Raw genomic sequence first — 17,719 nt, 5'->3', positions numbered from 1 at the left:
GCCGGGTCAGCTGTCGGACCAGCGCAGGCCGGTCAGGTCCATCGACTCGGTGGTCGCGTTCGCGGCGATGCCCGCCAGTCCGGCGTCGGCCACCACCGTGTTGGGAAAGAGGAAGAGCGGGTCGCTCGCGGCGTCGTCGACGATCATCCGGGCGACCTCCTGCATCCCCGCGACGTACTGGTCCGGGCTGCTCCGGTCGGCCTCCTCCGCGACCGCGGTGACCCGGGGGTTGTCGTACCCGATGTAGTAGTCCGGGTCGCCGAAGATCGTCAGCATGTCCCGGGCCTCGGTGTGGAGGATCACGGACATCTGGTAGTCGTGCTCGGTGAACACCTTGTCCAGCCAGACGGCGGGGAACTCCGCGGGGACGATCTTCGCGTCGATGCCGACGTCCTTGAGCTGTGACACGACCACCTGGGCGACCGCCTCCGCGTAGGGCCGGGTCGGGACGTCGAACGTGATGCTCAGGTCCTCGGCGCCGGCCTCCGCCAGCAGCTCGCGGGCCCGGTCCGGGTCGTACGGGTAGGAGTCGGTCAGGTCCTGGTAGTACGGGTCGGTGGGCGGCACCATCGAGCCGATGAGTTCGCCGTGCCCCGCCCACGCGGTGTCGAGCACCGCCTTGCGGTCGATCGCGTGCATGACCGCGCGGCGCACCCGCAGGTCGTCGAACGGCGGTTCGGTGTTGTTCAGCGCGAGCAGGACCTCGCCCGTCGACGTGCCGTCGATGACCTGCAGGTCCTCGTCCTGCTCGAGGCCGGCCAGCAGATCGGGGGCCTGCATGTTGTACGCCATGTCGATGTCACCGGCGCGGACGGCGTTGGCCTGGGCGTTCGCATCGGCGAAGTAGCGGACGGTGACGTCCTGGATCGCCGGCGCCTCGCCCCAGTAGTCCTCGCGGGCGGCGAGCGTGATGTGGTCGCCGGGAGCGACCTCCTCGACCGTGTAGGGGCCGGTGCCGACGGTCTCCGTCGCCAGGTCGGCGGACAGGTCGTCGGGGAACATGGCACCTACCGACGTGCCCATGTCGAACAGCCAGGAGTTGCTCGGGTGCTTCAGGGTGACGGCGACCTCGGTGTCGCTCGTCGCCTCGGCCTCCCGCACGACGTCCATCTTGGACCTGAGGCTCAGCGTCCAGTCGTCCTGGACCCGGCCGATCGACGCCACGACGTCGTCCGCGGTGAAGGGCGAGCCGTCGGAGAACCGCACACCCTCGTGCAGCGTGAACGTGTAGACGGTGCGGTCCCCGTTGACCTCCCACGACTCGGCGAGCTGCGGCTGCACCTCGCCCTCCTGGTCGATGGTCACCAGGCCCTCGTACACGTTGTTCATCAGCAGCTGCGGGATCGCGGAGCCCGACGTCGTCGTGAGGTCGAGGTTGGTGGGTTCCCCGGTCAGGCCGACGACGACGTCCGTGCGCGCCCCTCCGGTGCCCTCGCCGGAACCTGCCGAGCAGGCCGCGACCAGCGCCGCGGTGGTCAGGGCGACGACGACGCCGACGGCGCGGCGCCTGGTGAGGATCTGCACGAAACCAGCGTAGTCGGGGTGAACCTCTCGATGGTCAGGGCCCGAGAAGTGCGGCGGGAATCACAGCGACACCGTCCTGGCGGCGATAGGCGTACTTGCCGGTGGTGATGACTGCCATGTCAGCAAGGGTGTCCCCGATCTGCTCACGGAGCCACAAGAGCTGGCGGACGTCGTGGTCATCTGGCGTCGCGGTCAACTTGACCTCCAGTGCGACGACACGGTTACCCATACCCTCGATGACGAGGTCCACCTCATGGCGGCCGTCCCGGTCGCGAAGGTGATAGACACGCGCTTCCACGTTCTGGGCATAGACCTGCGCATCGAGTGTCACCAGGGACTCGAAGAGCGCGCCGAGTATCCCTCCGTGATTGATGGCAGCCGTGTCACCATGTCCAGCCATCAGTCCGTCTGCACTCAGGTTCAACAATCGAGCTGCGAGCGCCGGATCGGCAAGCTGGTGCTTGCTTGCCTGCCCCAGCCTGGCAAGGTGGTTCGAGGTTGGCATCCATGCGGGAGTCGGGTCGAGGAGCCACAGTCCGGAGAGCACGTCTCTGTATCCGATTGTCGTCTTCTTCGACGGCTTGTCGCCCTCGTTGGGTGTCGCCGCGTCGAGGATCTCGACGTATTTGGCAGTGGTCGACAAAGCGGCTGCGTACGCAGCGAGCCACGCGCGAAGAGCCTCCGGCCGACGGACTGGGTACCCCTGCTCCACGAACTCCCGCTGAGCAATGTTGTCGAGGTAGGTATTAAGCCTGAGCCGACGGAGCTGCGGGGTGGGAGCGGAGCGAACACCGGGCAGACCTGAAGCGACGATCTCCTCGATGTAGTCGCCGAGCACGACCTCCGTCTCACCGCCGATCTCGGCCTCCCCGCGGAGCATGGCGGCAAGACTGACCGAAGGACTGGCAACACCGCGCTCGAAGAGACTCATCGGGCGCATCCGCAGTCCGATGATCCGACCAGCACCCGAGTGCACGCTCGCCCCGCGGGGAGCCGAGCTCCCAGTGAGCAGAAAGCGCCCGAGCTCAGCGCCGTCATCGACTGCCCGGCGCACTCGGTCCCAGGACTCGGGCCAGCGCTGCCACTCATCTACCAGCACCGGACCTGGCAGCGTGCGCAGCAGGTCAGGGTCGGACAGAAGCCGCTGCCTACCGCTCTCCTGGTCAAGCTGCAGGACGGACTTCGCTCGGCGACGAGCCGTTTCTGTCTTACCTACGCCTTTTGGCCCATAGATCGAGGTTGCTTCCAGGTGCGGCTGCACCTCGTCGAGCAGGTCATCGATCACCCGACGCTCGTAGACGGTCACGAACAGCCTCTCTCCTCAGCAGCCACTACACGATTTGCGCACCTTCTACTCCACCTCACGCGCACCATCTACTACACCATATGCGCACTGCCTACTCCACCGCACGCGCACCAACTACAGGCGACAGGCCGGTGAGTACCCCACGTACGCTGATCCCGTGCGCCTCGTCACCTGGAACGTCAACTCCATCCGCACGCGCGTCGACCGCGTGCTCGCCTTCCTCGACCGGTCCCAGGCCGACGTCCTGGCCGTCCAGGAGACCAAGTGCCGGGACGACCAGTTCCCGACCGCGGCGTTCGAGGCCGCCGGTTACGAGGTGGCGCACTTCGGGCTGTCGCAGTGGAACGGTGTGGCGATCGTGTCGCGGGTCGGCCTGACCGACGTCGCCACCCAGTTCCCCGGTCAGCCGGGCTTCGCCAAGGCGGTCGTCGAGGACGGGCCGGACCCACTGCTCGACGTCGTCCCGCCGCTCGAGGCGCGGGCGATCGGCGCGACCTGCGGCGGCGTCCGAGTATGGAGCCTGTACGTACCCCACGGCCGCGCGCTCGGCGACCCCCACTACACCTACAAGCTGGCCTGGCTGGAGGCGCTGCGCACCTCCGCACAGACCTGGGCGGACGCCGGCGACGCCGTAGCGCTCATGGGTGACTGGAACGTCATCCCGCTCGACACCGACGTGTACGACGTGGCGGACTTCGCCGGGAAGACGCACGTCTCCCAGCCGGAGCGGGACGCGTTCGACGCCTTCGGCAAGGCCGGGTACACGGAGCTCACGCGCGCGTTCCTCCCGGAGGAGCGCACCTACACCTACTGGGATTATCAGCAGCTCGCCTTCCCGCGGAACAAGGGGCTGCGGATCGACTTCTGCTGGGCGTCGACCGCCCTCGCCGGCCGCGCGTCGGGTGCCGCCATCGACCGGGACGAGCGCAAGGGCAAGGGCGCCTCCGACCACGTCCCGGTGATCGTCGACCTGGCCGACTGAACCTCCCGCCCACGGCGCAGGAGGCGCCGAGGTTCCACCGGCGATGGGGAAATCAGCGGGTGAAATTGTCCACAAAGAGGGTGCACTCCAGGCGTGCATCGTCCTGGTGACAAGGTCGTCGTCGAATGTCGGTAAGTTAACCTGCATGACGTCGACGCCCGACCACCTTCCGGCCGCCACTGAAGTCGCCAAGGTGCCTGCCACGGATCCTGTCGGGACGGCGTCTGCGGACAAGGCGGAGCGGGATCCCGCGTCGAACGGCAAGGTCGTCGACAGCCGTTCCGAGGGCGACGACGCGGCGTCCGAGCGAGCGGACGACCGCGGGACCGACGCCGCTGATGCGTCGACCGCAAACAGCGAGCCCGCGGGCGACGGGGCCCAGGACGGGGTAGCAGCGGCCGAGTCCGGGGATGCCTCGTCCGGGGATGCTGCGCGTGCGGAGACTGGCTCGGCGGAGACTGGCTCGGCGGAGGCCGAGACCGCGGAGGAGTCCACCGACGGGCAGACGACGGCCGCTGCGGCGGACGCGGAGTCCTCGGCTGGTGCGGAGAGCGCACCGAGCGACGTCGAGCCCGTCGCGAACGTGGCGCCCGCGGCGGACGTGGCGCCCGCGGCGGACGTCGCGGACCCTGGACCTGCGGCGAAGGCCGCGGATCGTCAGCCCGTTGCAGACGCTGCGCCCACCGGGAGCGCCGAGCCCGTCGCAGACGCGGCTGATGTGGAGCCTGCCGCAGCGGAGGAGCCCGTCGTGGACGTCAAGCCTGCTCCGGAACCTGCCCGCAAGCCTGCGGCAGGTACCGGGTCGAAGCAGGCGGCACGCACCGAGGATGTCGGCGTCGTGCCCGCCACCGCACTGCCGAAGCGGGTACCGGCGGCTCCCCCCACCTCCCCCGTCGAGGCGATACCGACGCCCACCAGGAGCGCGGAACCTGCGGCCGCTGCGCAGACTGAGGAGCCGACCGAAGCGGAGCCCGACAGCGCCACCGGGGCCGCGGTGGGCAGCAGCCCCGACGCTGACGCCGACACCGATGCGGGCGTCGACACCGGCGTCTCCCGCGATGACGCAGGCTCGGACGGCTCGACCGATGCGCCAGACCCGTCGGCTGTGCCCGTCTCGGCCAGCGCACCTGACTCGCCCGACTCAGCTGACTCGGCTGGCTCGCCCGCCGCAGCCGACAGCAAGCCCGCCACGTCGAAGGCTGCCGGTACGTCGAAGGCTGCTGCTACCGACAAGGCTGCCGGTACGGACAAGGCCGAGCCCGGGACGCCGTCCGACAGCGCGGCCGCGCCGGCCGTGGACGAGACCTTCGACTTCAAGGCGCTCTCCTTCGCCGCGATCGCCGCGGCGCACAAGAAGGAGCTCGGGCCGCGGACCGTCGCCGGGGAGACCGAGGCGTCCGACGAGCAGAAGGCCGCGAACCAGACCGCTGCTGACGCGCCTGCCGCGGACCCGAAGGAGGTCTCCAGCGAGCCGGAGACGCCCGCCGCCGCGGACGACGCTCCCACCGAGGAGCTCTTCGCGCCGCCCGCTACGCGCGTCCCGCCGGCCGTCACGCCGCCGAGCCCCTTCCCGACGCCCGCGGCCTCGCCGCAGCATCAGCCGGACGCCTCGCGCCAGGACCAGGGCACCATCCAGCTGCAGCCGCCGTCGCCGTTCCCCTCCCCGCGCGGTGGTTCCGCGCACCCGTTCCCCGCCGTGCACGGCTATGCGCCCGAGGCCTCCTATGCCGGCTGGCACCCGCCGACTGCGGCGGACGACGCCGCCAGGCGACGCCGGTTCGCGATGATCGGCGGGGCCGCCGTCGCAGTCGTCGCCCTGGTGACGGTGGCCGTCCTCGTCGTGAACATGGTCAGCAAGCAGCAGTGGGAGCCGATCGAAGCGATGATCGCGGAGCCGCGCGAGGTGCATCCACTGCAGCTGGTGCTCGGTTCGTGCGTGGAGACCGTCCCCGAGGACGGCGAGGTCTCCGAGGTGCTCGCCGTTCCCTGCGACGCCTCGCACACGGCGCAGGTCGTGGGCCGCACGGACTTCGCCGACGCCGCCGTCTGGCCGGGCCGTGACGAGGTGGACAAGCGCGTGGCTCTCGTGTGCGGCACCAAGCAGCTCGGTCCGACCGCCCGTACCAGCCAGCTCGTGAACTCGGTGAGCTACGTGGTCTGGGGCCCCAGCGAGGAGTCGTGGAGCGACGGTGACCGGGTCGGCCTGTGCCTCGCCACCACTGCCGAGCCGATCACACGGGATCTCCTGCAGTAACAGCAGACCGTGTCGCCGCCGGACCCTGTCCGGCGCAGCCGTCGAGCAGGGTCTGGCCCAGCGGGGTCAGTGCGTGGATCACGGTGTTGCGCTCACGCCCGCTGGCGATCAGGCCGGCGTTGCGCAGCACCGTCGCGTGCTCCGACGCCGACGCCGGCGAGATCGCCAGACGGTTCGCGATCTCGCTGGTCGTCGCCCCGGTGCCGAGCACTCGCAGCACCGCCGCTCGGGTCCGGCCGAGAAGCGCGGTGAGCTGCCGTCCGCCGTCGGACCGGACCTCGAAGCTGCGGTCCAGCCCGGCAGGCTCGTGCACGATCGGGTAGAGCAGCACCGGCGGCAGGTCGGCGTCCGCGAGCGTGATCGGGGCCCGGACGCAGAAGTACGACGGGATGATCAACAGGCCACGGCCGCCCAGGTGGATGTCCCGTTCGGCAGTTGTCGACACCGACAGGACCGGATGCTGCCAACGCACCGACGGGTGCAGCGTCCGCAGTGCGTTCTCGGTCCCGCCCTCCACCCAGGCACGGGTGCGTGCCGCGCGGTCGACGTCCACGGCGGCCCGGATCCCGCTCCAGTACGGACCTACCGCATGCTCGTAGTAGGAACGCACGGCGACGCCGAGCCCACGTACGGCGGGTGCGGAGCCTGCGGCGAGGTCACGCATCCAGAGGGGCGGCCTCTGCTCGCCCGCCAGTACCTCGATGTCCTTGCGAAGCCGAGCCCTGGGGGTGGACAACATCGCGTCCAGCCCGGTCTCGAAGCTGTCGGAGCCGGAGACCGGCGTGAGGAAGTCCGGCGAGTAGCCCCGCGGCGGGGCCAGCCGTAGCAGCATGCGAGCCGCCGGCGGCAAGCCTGAGAGTGCACGCTGCCGCCAGCGTCCGAACAGCACAGCGCCCGAAGGCTGGTTCACCACATGTGCGCTGAGCAGCACCTCCCACATGGGGTCCGGGCCCGGAGCGATCCGTACCCGGGCAAGATCATCCGAAGTGAAGTGGAACCGCAGCACCAGACCTCCTTGACCGTCTGCCTTCTCCCGTGGCCCCGTCGACTCGCCCCCGCGCGCCCTGACCGTGCGGGACCGCACGCGGCACTCCGCGCGCAGTTTCACCCCGCACACAGAGAGATGTCCCAGCATTCAAGTTCTGGGCGAGCCAGCGCTCACCTTCACAACACCGACACATGGTGCTGTGCAGGCCTCGCTCACCCACCGCCCGTCCGTACAGCTCGCGCGGCCGTTCCTACTGGCACAAGGATGGCAGGCAGGTCCCGCCCGCACATCGATAATTGGTCGTAGTCCGATGTACGCCGATCGACGTACACGGTCCCTTGGTCCTCGTCAGGCGGACAGCGCCTTCGTCACACGGTCAGCACCCTGCGGTCGAGAGCCAGACCCTCGCCGTCCGCGCGGTCCACGACCACGGTGTCGCCGTCGGACACCTCGCCCGCGAGCAGCAGCCGTGCCAAGCGGTCGCCGATCTCACGCTGCACGAGGCGGCGCAACGGCCGCGCGCCGTACGCCGGGTCGAACCCCTCCAGCGCGAGCCACTCGCGCGCCGCCTCGGTCACGTCGAGCGTGATCCGACGATCCTCCAGCCGCTTCGCGAAGGCCCCTACCTGCAGCTCCACGATGCTGCCGAGCTCGGCCAGCGTCAGCGCGTCGAAGACCACCACGTCGTCCAGGCGGTTGAGGAACTCCGGCTTGAACGAGGCGCGCACGGCGGTCATCACGGACTCGCGCCGCTCCTCGTCCGACAGCATCGGTTCCACGAGGAACTGCGAGCCGAGGTTCGAGGTCAGCACCAGGATCGTGTTGCGGAAGTCGACGGTACGACCCTGGCCGTCGGTGAGCCGGCCATCGTCGAGCACCTGGAGCAGGACGTCGAAGACCTCGGGGTGGGCCTTCTCCACCTCGTCCAGCAGCACCACGGAGTAGGGCCGTCGCCGGACAGCCTCGGTGAGCTGACCGCCCTCCTCGTACCCGACATAGCCCGGAGGCGCACCGACGAGCCGTGCGACCGAGTGCTTCTCGCCGTACTCGGACATGTCGATACGCACCATCGCGCGCTCGTCGTCGAACAGGAAGTCTGCCAATGCCTTGGCGAGCTCGGTCTTGCCGACACCCGTGGGGCCGAGGAACAAGAAGGAGCCGGTCGGCCGGTCGGGGTCGGAGACACCCGCCCTGGTCCGCCGCACCGCGTCGGACACCGCGGCCACGGCGGTCCTCTGGCCGATGAGGCGCTGCCCGAGGACGTCCTCCATGTGCAGGAGCTTCTCGGACTCGCCCTGCAGCAACCGCCCGGCGGGGATGCCGGTCCACGCGGCGACCACCTCGGCGATCTCGTCGGCGCCCACCTTGTCGGCGATCATCGGGGCCTCGGCGGGCGCGACCCCCGGGCCACCGCTGGTCGAGCCTGTCGAGACCCGGCTCGCCTCCGCCTCCTCCGCCGCGACGAGCTCTCTCTCGACCACGGGGATCTCGCCGTACTGGATGCGCGCGGCGCCCTCCAGGTCACCCTCGCGGAGCTTGCGCTCGGCGTCGGTGCGCAGCTCGTCGAGGCGAGCACGCAGGTCACCGACACGGTTGTGCCCGGCCTTCTCGGACTCCCAGCGCGCGGTGAGCGCCGCGAGGGCCTCACGACGGTCCGCCAGGTCGGCGCGGAGACGCTGCAGGCGCTCCTTGGAGGCCGCGTCCTCGGACTCGGACAGCACCACCTCCTCCATCTCGAGGCGCGTGACCGCGCGCTGGAGCTCGTCGACCTCCACCGGGGAGGAGTCGAGCTCCATGCGCAGCCGCGACGCGGCCTCGTCGACCAGGTCGATCGCCTTGTCGGGCAGCTGCCGCCCGGAGATGTAACGGTCGGAGAGCGATGCGGCGGCCACGAGGGCGGAGTCCGCGATCGTCACCTTGTGGTGCGCCTCGTAACGCTCCTTGAGCCCGCGCAGGATCGCCACGGTGTCCTCCACGGAGGGCTCACCCACGAAGACCTGCTGGAACCGGCGCTCCAGAGCCGGGTCCTTCTCGATGTGCTCGCGGTACTCGTCGAGCGTGGTGGCGCCCACCATGCGCAGCTCACCTCGTGCGAGCATCGGCTTGAGCATGTTGCCCGCGTCCATGGCGCCCTCGCCCCCGGCGCCCGCGCCGACCACGGTGTGCAGCTCGTCGATGAAGGTGATCACTTCGCCGTCCGACGCCGTGATCTCCTCCAGGACAGCCTTGAGGCGCTCCTCGAACTCACCGCGGTACTTCGCCCCGGCCACCATCGAGACCAGGTCCAGCGCCACGAGGCGCTTGCCCTTGAGGGACTCGGGTACGTCACCCGCCACGACCCGCTGCGCCAGCCCTTCGACGACCGCGGTCTTGCCGACACCGGGCTCGCCGATGAGCACCGGGTTGTTCTTGGTGCGCCGGCTCAGCACCTGGATCACCCGGCGGATCTCCGAGTCGCGGCCGATCACCGGGTCGAGCTTGCCGTCGCGGGCGCGCTGCGTCAGGTCCGTGCCGTACTGCTCGAGCGCCTTGTAGGTGCCCTCCGGGTTGGGGCTCGTGACCCGGCCGGCCCCACGGACGGCGGGCAGCGCGGCGCGCAGGGCGTCGGCGGTTGCTCCGGCGTCGGTCAGGATCTGGGCGGCGGGCGACTGCCCGGCCGCGACGGCGATGAGCAGGTGCTCGGTGGAGACGTACTCGTCACCCAGCCCCTGCGCTTCCTTGGACGCCAGGTCGAGGACCGTAGCCATGGCCCGGCTCGCGCTCGGCTGGGCCGTGCTCGCTCCGCTGGCCTGGGGCAGCGCGACCAGAGCCGCGCGCACGCGCTGGCCGATGGCCTGTGCACTGGCCCCGACCGCATCGAGCAGGCCGACGGCGACGCCACGCTCCTGCTGGAGCAGCGACGCCAGCAGGTGGACCGGCTCGAGCTGCGGGTTGCCGGCGGCCGACGCCGACTGGATCGCGTCGCCGATCGCCTGCTGCGACATGGTCGTGAACTTGGTGTCCATGAGGCCTCCCAGGATGGTGCTGAAGTCTGCGCGGCAAGGCCGCGTTCAAAGTTGAGTCTACTCCGCTCAACCCTGGAATTCACTGTAGCGTGCGCCACCCACACTCGTACCGTGGCGACATGAACACCCAGGTGATCGTCCTCAACGGCGGTTCCAGTTCCGGGAAGTCTGCCCTCGCACACAACCTGCAGGCCGTCCTGCCCGACGCCTGGCTGTCCCTCAGCATCGACACCCTCGTCGACGCGATGCCCGCCCGTCTGACCGCCGGCGGCGACGGGATCGGTTTCGCGGACGACGGCGGCGTCGACGTCGGGCACGAGTTCATGGCGCTGCAGGACGCCTGGATCGCCGGACTGGTCGCCATGGCACGCGCCGGCGCGCACGTCGTGGTCGACGACGTGTTCCTCGGGGGCGCCGCGTCCCAGCGGCGCTGGCTCGACGCCCTGGGCGACGTCCCGACGCTGTGGGTCGGCGTGCGCTGCGACGCGGCGGTCGCGGAGGCACGCGAGGCCACCCGCGGCGACCGCGTCGCGGGCATGGCCGCCAAGCAGGCAGACATCGTCCACGAGGGGGTCACCTACGACCTCGAGGTCGACACGACGCACACCGGGTCGATGGACTGCACACGGACCATCGCGGCACACCTGAGATCATCGCTGGGTGAACGAGCAGACTGACGAGTCCCTGACACCTCCCCGCGCCGTCCTCGTCGGGGTCGTCGGCGGCACCTTCTCCGGGCTTTTTGGTCTGGGTGGCGGCATCGTCATGGTGCCGCTCCTGACGTCACTCGGCGGCCTCACGCAGCGCCGGGCCAGCGCATACTCGCTCGCGGCGATCCTGCCGGCGGCGATCGTCGGGTCCATCCCGTACCTGACCCACGACGCCGTCGACCTGATCGCCGCCGGACTGCTCGTCGTCGGAGCGGTGATCGGCGCCGTCGTCGGGGCGCGGCTGCTCGCCCGCGTCCCGGAGACCCTGCTGCGCTGGCTCTTCGTCGGGGTGCTGGTCGCGGGGATCGTGCGATCGGTGATGGATGCGTTCGGGGAGCCGCCGTCCGTCGACACCGCCGAGGGACTGCCCAGCGTGCTCGACGGCGCGGGGATGATCGGGCTCGGCCTCGTCATGGGCGTCGCGTCCGGCCTGCTCGGCATCGGCGGCGGTCAGCTCGCCGTCCCCGGCCTGTCCGCGCTGTTCGACTTCGCACCCGCGCTGGCCAAGGGCACGTCACTGGTCGCGATGATCCCGACCGCAATCTCCGGCACCTGGGTCAACGTCCGCAACCGGCTGGTCCACCTGAAGATGGCCGCGCTCATCGGCCTCGTGGCGTCGGGCTTCTCGTTCGGCGGAGCGAGCCTGTCGGTGGTCATGCCCGACGACGTCGCCTCGATCGCGTTCGCGGCGCTGCTCGTGTTCGCGCTGGTCCAGCAGATCCGCAAGGCCCTGGAGAAGCAGCGGCACTGAGCAGCGAGGTCGGCAATTCGCTGACGATCGTTTCCCAGGTCGGTAGTTCGCATCGAGGTCGGTCCAGCGCTGGACCGACCTCGATGCGAACTGCCGACTTCAGCGCACAGACCCAGCAAGGTGCCGACGCCGGGGCCCGGACATCCGATCAATCCGCAGCGGACGGCGGCCCCTGGCAGTGGACCCGAATCAGGATCGGCAAGCTGACCACCAACGCGGCCGCCCTGAGCGCACCGGCGATCAGATAGCCCGTCCAGATCCCCACCTCGTGGCCCACGAGGCCTCCGGCGAGCGCTCCGAGGGGGATGAGCCCCCAGCCGAGCAGGCGGTACACCGACTGCAGACTTTGCTCACGCCCGGTCGACGACTGCAGACTTGGTTGCGGTTTGTGGGCCTCCATCCGCAACCAAGTCTGCAGTCGACATCGGCGTCCGCGTCCATGTCTGCAGCCGGCGGCGAGGCCCGCGGCCGGCGGGGAGCTGCTCTGATCCACCGCCGCCACCAGCAGCAGTTCACAGCTCCCGCAGCACCGCCGCGCACTCCGCCGCGACCGCGACCGCCACGTCCCGCACGGTGTCGCCGCCGTGCTCCGGGACCACGCGCTGCACCGCGCCCTCGGCGAGCAGGTCGACGGCACGGATGTGCTGGGCCTCGGCCAGCTGCGCCGCGTGCGCGGTGTCCCCGTGCACGATGACGCTCGCCCCCTCGGGTGGCAGCGGCGACAGCCAGGCATGCTCGGCGGCGATCACCACCTGCGCGGGCAGCAGCGCGAGCGCACCGCCGCCGCAACCCTGACCGAGGATGACCGACAGCGTCGGGACCGTCATCCGGGTGAGAGCCGCCATGCAGCGCGCGATCTCGCCGGCGAGCGCGCCCTCCTCGGCGGCCTGCGAGAGCTCGGCGCCCGGGGTGTCGATCACCGCGACCAGCGGCAGCCGCAGCTCCTCGGCCAGCCCCATCGCGCGCCGCGCCACGCGCAGCGCGGCAGGGCCCATCGGGGTGCTCTCGGTCTGCCGGGTCCGGTCCTGCCCGACGACGAGGCACGGCCGGCCGTCGAGCCGGGTCAGCGCCACCAGCATCGACTCGTCGCGTTCGCCCTCCTCCGTACCGGAGAGCCGTACGGTGCCCGAGGCCCCGTAGCGCAGCAGGTCCCGCACTCCCACGCGGCCCTCGGCCCGGGTCCGGAGCACGGAGTCCCATGCAGATGCATCCACGGCGGGCTCGCCGGACCGGCGCGGCAGGGACGGCGCCGACGGCGGGTCCACCAGCACCGCGAGCGTCCGCTCGACGAGCGCCGGCAGGTTCTCGGGCGCCACGACGCCGTCGAGCACGCCCTTGGCGGCAAGGTTCTCGGCGGACTGGACGCCGTCGGGCAGGGCCCTGCCCGTCAGGGCCTCGACCACGCGCGGCCCGAGGAAACCGATGAGCGCCCCGGGCTCGGCGACGGTGAGGTGCGCGAGCGAGCCCCACGAGGCGTAGACGCCGCCGGTCGTGGGGTGCCGCAGGTACACGAGGTAGGGCAGGCCGGCGTCGCGGTGGTCCATGACGGCGCGCGAGATCTCGACCATCCGGAGGAACGCGGGGGTGCCCTCCTGCATCCGAGTGCCGCCCGACGCCGTCGTCGCCAGGAGGGGCAACCGTTCCGCCGTCGCGCGCCGGATCGCGGCGGTGATCCGCTGGGCCGCGGCCCGGCCGATGGAGCCGCCGAGGAACCGGAACTCGTTGACCACCACGACCACCGGTCGCCCCCGGACCTGGCCGCGACCGGTGAGCACCGACTCGTCGGTACCCGCCTTCTCGGCGGCCGCTGCCAGGACGGCGCGGTACTCCGCCGAGTGCCCGGACGTGTCGACCGCCTCGTCCCAGGACTCGAAGCTGCCCGGGTCGAGGACCAGGTCGAGCAGCTCTCGCGCCGTCCACCGGCGGGTCACCGGCCCGCCTCGGACCCAGGCCCGGGCGTGTCGAGCCAGGCCCGGATCCCGGCGGCGTGCTCGTCGAGCACCGGCGGCGCCTGGTGGTCACGCCGGGTCACCTCGGCACCGTCGGGGTCGAAGAACCGCAGCGGCGGGCCGGGCAGCGTCACCGTGCCGAGGCTCGTGTGCTCCACGTCGACGAGCAGGCCCTGGCTCGCCGTCTGCTCCCATGCGTACACCTCGTCGAGGGTACGCACCCGGCCCGCCGGGATGCCCGCGTCGGCGAGCCTGATCAGCAGCGCGTCTGCGTCCAGGTCGGCGAACGCTGCCTCGACCAGCTCGACCACCTCGGCGCGGCGGGCGACCCGATCGGGGTTGCTCCGCATGCCCTCAGCGGAGGCGTCGAGCCCGAAGGCCAGGCAGAACTTCTGCCACAGGACCTCGGACCCGACCGCGATCTGGACAGCGCCGTCACGGCAGCGGAACAGGCCGTACGGCGCTATGGAAGGGTGGTGGTTGCCCTGCGCGTGCCCCACCTCCCCGGCGACGGTCCACCGCGTGCCCTGGAACGCGTGCACGCCCGTGACCGCCGCGAGCAGGGACGTCCGGACCACCTGTCCGACGCCGGTGGTGTGCCGCTCGTGCAGCGCCGCGAGCACGCCGTACGCTCCGTAGATCCCGGCGAGCAGGTCGCCGATCGGGACGCCGACACGCTGCGGGTCGTCCGGGCCGGAACCCGTCAGCGACATCAGGCCGGCCTCGCCCTGGGCTATCTGGTCGTACCCGGCGCGACCGCCCTCCGGACCGTCATGGCCGAACCCGGTGATCGAGAGCACCACCAGGCGTGGGTTGCGCTCGAGCAGCATGCCGACGCCGACCCCGAGCCGGTCGAGCACCCCCGGCCGGAAGTTCTCCACGAGCACGTCCGCCCGGTCGACGAGCGCGAGGAGCGTGGCCCGGCCATCGGAGGCCTTGAGGTCGAGCGCTATCGACTCCTTGTTGCGGTTCGCGGACAGGAAGTACGTCGACTCGCGCGCGCCCTCCTCCCCGACGAACGGCGGACCCCAGGCGCGCGTGTCGTCGCCGCGCTCGGGCACCTCCACCTTGACGACGCGGGCACCCAGGTCACCCAGCATCATCGTGGCGTGCGGCCCGGCGAGGGCCCGGGAGAGGTCGACGACGACGACGTCGTCCAGCGGTCCGGTCATGGTGCTCACCAGCCCGGCAGCACGAGGATGGCCCAGACGAGCAGCGGCCCCGCGAGGGTGACGATGATGGCGTAGTTGAGGATCTGCTTGTAGTACGCCTGCTCCGAGATCGTGTCCGGACGGTTGGCGAGCATCAGGGCTCCGTTCGTGGAGAAGGGGCTGACATCGACGATGGTCGAGGAGACCGCAAGGGCCGCGGCCATGGCCCACGGGCTCACGCCGCCGGCCGCGATGAGGGGCACGGCGATCGGGATGATGACCGGCAGGAGCGCCGTCGACGACGCGAAGGCCGAGACGATGCCGCCGACATAGCAGAGGACGAGCGCCCCGATCGCGGCGATGCCGAGGCCCGCGGCCCAGGTGCCGATGTACTCGGGCGACCCGGCCTCGTTGAGGATCGTCGCGTAGGTGCTCACGCCCGCCACCAGCAGCACGGTGGGCCAGGCGATCTGCTTGACGGCGTCCTTGTGCTGCTGCGGGGAGAGCATCGCAAGGATCACCGCGGCGGTGATGGAGACGAAGCCGATGTTCTGGTCGAACGCGAGGGCGGTCGTGGCCACCGCGGCGAACGCGACGAGAGTCAGCACGTGGTCACGGCGCACGCCCAACGCCTGGGTCGTGGTCGAGACGCCGGCGCCCTGACCGCTGACGGTCACGGACTTCCCGCCGGTGTGCAGGTCGTCGGCGATGTGGCCGGCGGCCTCGGCGGGGTCGACCCGCTCGCGCATGAGCTGGCGGCCGCCGAGTGCGAGGAACAGGATCACGGCCATCGCCGTGTTGATGGCGAGCGACGCGACGAAGACGGCGATCTCGGTGCCCTCGTAGCCGACGTCGGTCATCACCGAGTTGGTGATGGTGCCGTAGATGCTGATCGGCGAGAACCCGCCGCCCTGGGCGCCGTGCACCACGAACATGCCCATCATCAGCGGGTTGATCTTGTAGCGGCGGGCGAAGCCGAGGGCCACCGGGCCGATGATGGCGCAGGCCGCGGGACTGGCCGCACCCATCGCGGTGAGCAGTGCGGTCACGGCGAACATGACCCACGGGATCAGCGCCACCCGACCCCCGACCGCCTGGACGGCTTTGGAGACGATGAGGTCGACGGTGCCGTTGTTCTTGGCGATGGAGAACAGGTACGTGACGCCGATCAGGGTGAGCACGAGGTCGGCGCTGATACCGCCGAGAACCTCTTTCTCCTCCATGTTCAGCGCGAAGACGCCGACGAACCAGGCCGCGACGTAGGCCAGCGCCCCCATGTTGATCGGCAGCACCGTCCCGGCGACGAACAACGCGACGAGCGCGATGATCGCGATCCACTCAGGACCCATGACAACTCCTCTTCCCATCGCGGCGGACACCTTTGACCGACGAGGCACGATGGATCAGTGGCCTAGCCAATAGTCCAATGCATCTTCTGTCAAGTATTCTCGGCTGGTGACCCCCAAGGCTTCCGCCGAACTGCCGACACCGCTGGCCCGCACCCGCCTCTACGAGCAGGTCGCGGAGCAGATCACCGCCTGGATCCGACAGAACGGCCTGCAGGCCGGGGACCGGCTGCCGCCCGAGCGGGAGCTCGCCGCACGTCTCGGCGTGAGCCGCGCGACCCTCAGCCAGGCACTGGTCGCGATGGAGGTGGTCGGCGTCGTCGTGGTGCGGCACGGAGACGGGACGGTGCTGACGGGCAAGCACACCGAGAGCCGCATCGTCGAGGCCATCCGCGCGCACGCCGACCGGATGCCCGAGATCATCGACATCCGGGACGCGCTGGAGACCAAGATCGCCGCGCTGGCCGCGCAGCGCCGCACGGAGGACGACCTCGTGGCGATCGACGCGGCGCTGGACATGATGGAGGACGCCATCACGCACGGCGACCGCGGCGTCGAGGCCGACGAGCACTTCCACGCTGCGGTGACCGCCGCCGCGCACTCCGACCTCCTGGCCCAGACCATGCGGGAGATCGCCAGCCTGATCCGGGAGAGCCGGATCGAGTCCCTCTCGCAGCCGGGCCGGCCGCGCAACTCGCTCAACGGGCACCGGGCCATCGCCGACGCGATCCGGGACCGCGACCCGGACGCCGCCGCAGCCGCCATGCACGCACACGTCGAGATGGTGAGCGACGTGGCCCTCCTCCGCGACCAGGACCGGGACCAGGGCAGCGGCCGATGACCGGCTGGGAGCAGCTCGCCGTGCTCGGCGCCGGGCTGGGGGCAGGGGTGCTCACCTCGACGGTCGGCGTGGCCTCGCTCCTCAGCTTCCCGGTACTGCTGGCCGTCGGGCTACCGCCCGTCGTCGCGAACGCGTCGAACACGGTGGGCCTGCTGCCCGGGGCGATCAGCGGCTCGATCGGGTATCGCAAGGAACTGCGGGAGTACCCACGGGTCACGGCCGTCGTCCTCGCGACCTGCGCGGTCGGGTCGGTGGGCGGCGCGGCGCTGCTGCTCGCACTGCCGCCTGGCGTGTTCGAGGCAGTGGTGCCGTGGCTGATCCTGCTCTCCTGCCTGCTCGTCGGAGCCCAGCCGTGGATCAGCCGGTGGTTACGGCGCACCCGGAACGAGCCGGGCCGGCTGCGTCACGAGATGTCCCCGGCCACCGCGGTGTTCGCGGTGCTCACCGGCACGTACGGCGGCTACTTCGGGGCTGGGTCGGGCGTCATGATGGCGGCGGTCCTGGGCCTCGGGACCGACCTGCCCGTGCGGACGGTGAACGCGCTCAAGACCCTCGCCGTCATGGCGGCGAACGTCGTGGCCACCGTGATCTTCGTGGTGGTCGCCGACCTGGACTGGCTGGCGATCGGTCTGCTCGCCGCGGGCTCGCTGGTGGGCGGATACGTCGGCGCAGGGCTGGGCCGACGGATGTCGCCGACCGTGTTCCGGGTGCTCGTCGTGATCGTCGGCGTGACCGCGGCGGTGCTCATGCTGCTCTGACGGGCTGGGCGGGCGGGCAAGGCGGGCGGGCCGGGCGGGCCGAACCGCAGTTTGGCCGTAGATCGCTAGGCCGAACCGCGACGAACACGTGCACCCCGCTCGTATCGACGGGTACCTTGCGGCTCGACGTCGCGAACAACGTTCACCTTGCGGT

General features: G+C 70.9%; 14 protein-coding genes. 6 read left to right on the top strand and 8 right to left on the bottom strand.

Going from position 1 to position 17,719, the window contains the following annotated elements:
- Positions 1 to 6: 6 nt before the first annotated feature.
- A complete protein-coding gene (locus ACQEVI_RS12790; protein ID WP_432899140.1) occupies positions 7 to 1,524 on the bottom strand; it encodes an ABC transporter substrate-binding protein in 1,518 nt (505 codons plus the stop codon).
- A gap of 34 nt (positions 1,525 to 1,558) precedes the next feature.
- The gene (locus ACQEVI_RS12785; protein ID WP_432899137.1) at positions 1,559 to 2,830 is read right to left on the bottom strand and encodes an ATP-binding protein; all 1,272 of its coding nucleotides are present in this window, start codon (positions 2,828 to 2,830) and stop codon (positions 1,559 to 1,561) included.
- 157 nt (positions 2,831 to 2,987) lie between these two features.
- Between ACQEVI_RS12785 and ACQEVI_RS12780 the strand changes: the two genes are divergently transcribed.
- Together ACQEVI_RS12780 and ACQEVI_RS12775 are read left to right on the top strand one after the other, a co-directional pair.
- Positions 2,988 to 3,812, top strand: a complete 825-nt coding sequence (locus ACQEVI_RS12780; RefSeq protein WP_432899134.1) for an exodeoxyribonuclease III — start codon at positions 2,988 to 2,990, stop codon at positions 3,810 to 3,812.
- A 145-nt stretch (positions 3,813 to 3,957) separates the two neighbouring features.
- Entirely contained in the window at positions 3,958 to 6,066 is a 2,109-nt protein-coding gene (locus ACQEVI_RS12775; protein ID WP_432899131.1) for a septum formation family protein, read from the top strand.
- Here ACQEVI_RS12775 and ACQEVI_RS12770 read toward each other — a convergent pair.
- Both ACQEVI_RS12770 and clpB read right to left on the bottom strand, forming a co-directional pair.
- Positions 6,044 to 7,072 (bottom strand): ArsR/SmtB family transcription factor, encoded by a 1,029-nt coding sequence (locus ACQEVI_RS12770; RefSeq protein ID WP_432899128.1) that lies wholly within the window; start codon positions 7,070 to 7,072, stop codon positions 6,044 to 6,046. The genes ACQEVI_RS12775 and ACQEVI_RS12770 overlap by 23 nt on opposite strands.
- 350 nt (positions 7,073 to 7,422) lie before the next feature.
- On the bottom strand, positions 7,423 to 10,059 hold the full coding sequence (clpB, locus tag ACQEVI_RS12765) for an ATP-dependent chaperone ClpB (RefSeq protein ID WP_432899125.1): 2,637 nt from the start codon (positions 10,057 to 10,059) through the stop codon (positions 7,423 to 7,425).
- 119 nt (positions 10,060 to 10,178) lie between these two features.
- On the opposite strand from clpB, the gene cpt reads away from it, so the two are divergent.
- The gene (gene cpt / locus ACQEVI_RS12760) at positions 10,179 to 10,736 is read left to right on the top strand and encodes a chloramphenicol phosphotransferase CPT (RefSeq protein WP_432899122.1); all 558 of its coding nucleotides are present in this window, start codon (positions 10,179 to 10,181) and stop codon (positions 10,734 to 10,736) included.
- Positions 10,720 to 11,520 carry a sulfite exporter TauE/SafE family protein gene (locus ACQEVI_RS12755; RefSeq protein WP_432899119.1) on the top strand — a complete coding sequence of 267 codons (801 nt, stop codon included), beginning with the start codon at positions 10,720 to 10,722 and terminating at the stop codon, positions 11,518 to 11,520. The genes cpt and ACQEVI_RS12755 overlap by 17 nt, the downstream gene beginning before the upstream one ends.
- A gap of 148 nt (positions 11,521 to 11,668) precedes the next feature.
- Here ACQEVI_RS12755 and ACQEVI_RS12750 read toward each other — a convergent pair whose 3' ends face one another.
- The 4 genes from ACQEVI_RS12750 to ACQEVI_RS12735 form a co-directional block, all read right to left on the bottom strand.
- Positions 11,669 to 11,854: a hypothetical protein gene (locus tag ACQEVI_RS12750; protein ID WP_432899116.1), complete on the bottom strand. Its 186-nt coding sequence runs from the start codon at positions 11,852 to 11,854 to the stop codon at positions 11,669 to 11,671.
- Between the two features lie 178 nt (positions 11,855 to 12,032).
- A complete protein-coding gene (locus ACQEVI_RS12745; protein WP_432899113.1) occupies positions 12,033 to 13,451 on the bottom strand; it encodes a carboxyl transferase domain-containing protein in 1,419 nt (472 codons plus the stop codon).
- Positions 13,448 to 14,641 carry a CaiB/BaiF CoA transferase family protein gene (locus ACQEVI_RS12740; protein WP_432899110.1) on the bottom strand — a complete coding sequence of 398 codons (1,194 nt, stop codon included), beginning with the start codon at positions 14,639 to 14,641 and terminating at the stop codon, positions 13,448 to 13,450. The genes ACQEVI_RS12745 and ACQEVI_RS12740 overlap by 4 nt, the downstream gene beginning before the upstream one ends.
- Before the next feature lie 5 nt (positions 14,642 to 14,646).
- On the bottom strand, positions 14,647 to 15,969 hold the full coding sequence (locus ACQEVI_RS12735; protein ID WP_432899107.1) for an SLC13 family permease: 1,323 nt from the start codon (positions 15,967 to 15,969) through the stop codon (positions 14,647 to 14,649).
- A 103-nt stretch (positions 15,970 to 16,072) separates the two neighbouring features.
- Between ACQEVI_RS12735 and ACQEVI_RS12730 the strand changes: the two genes are divergently transcribed.
- Positions 16,073 to 16,807 (top strand): FadR/GntR family transcriptional regulator, encoded by a 735-nt coding sequence (locus ACQEVI_RS12730; RefSeq protein WP_432905918.1) that lies wholly within the window; start codon positions 16,073 to 16,075, stop codon positions 16,805 to 16,807.
- The gene (locus ACQEVI_RS12725; RefSeq protein ID WP_432899105.1) at positions 16,804 to 17,565 is read left to right on the top strand and encodes a sulfite exporter TauE/SafE family protein; all 762 of its coding nucleotides are present in this window, start codon (positions 16,804 to 16,806) and stop codon (positions 17,563 to 17,565) included. The genes ACQEVI_RS12730 and ACQEVI_RS12725 overlap by 4 nt, the downstream gene beginning before the upstream one ends.
- The last annotated feature ends 154 nt before the right edge of the window (positions 17,566 to 17,719 follow it).

It is taken from the genome of Promicromonospora sp. CA-289599, from assembly GCF_050936155.1.
Classification (GTDB): Bacteria; Actinomycetota; Actinomycetes; order Actinomycetales; family Cellulomonadaceae; genus Promicromonospora.
Note: the sequence above shows the minus strand (reverse complement) of the source record. Positions and strands in the feature narration are given on the sequence as shown.

Bases quoted from the DNA above. Each gene is read 5' to 3' on its own strand.
- ACQEVI_RS12725 (WP_432899105.1), top strand. From the start codon at position 16,804: ATGACCGGCTGGGAGCAGCTCGCCGTGCTCGGCGCCGGGCTGGGGGCA.
- ACQEVI_RS12775 (WP_432899131.1), top strand. From the start codon at position 3,958: ATGACGTCGACGCCCGACCACCTTCCGGCCGCCACTGAAGTCGCCAAG.
- cpt (WP_432899122.1), top strand. From the start codon at position 10,179: ATGAACACCCAGGTGATCGTCCTCAACGGCGGTTCCAGTTCCGGGAAG.
- ACQEVI_RS12735 (WP_432899107.1), bottom strand. From the start codon at position 15,969: ATGGGTCCTGAGTGGATCGCGATCATCGCGCTCGTCGCGTTGTTCGTC.
- ACQEVI_RS12740 (WP_432899110.1), bottom strand. From the start codon at position 14,641: ATGACCGGACCGCTGGACGACGTCGTCGTCGTCGACCTCTCCCGGGCC.
- clpB (WP_432899125.1), bottom strand. From the start codon at position 10,059: ATGGACACCAAGTTCACGACCATGTCGCAGCAGGCGATCGGCGACGCG.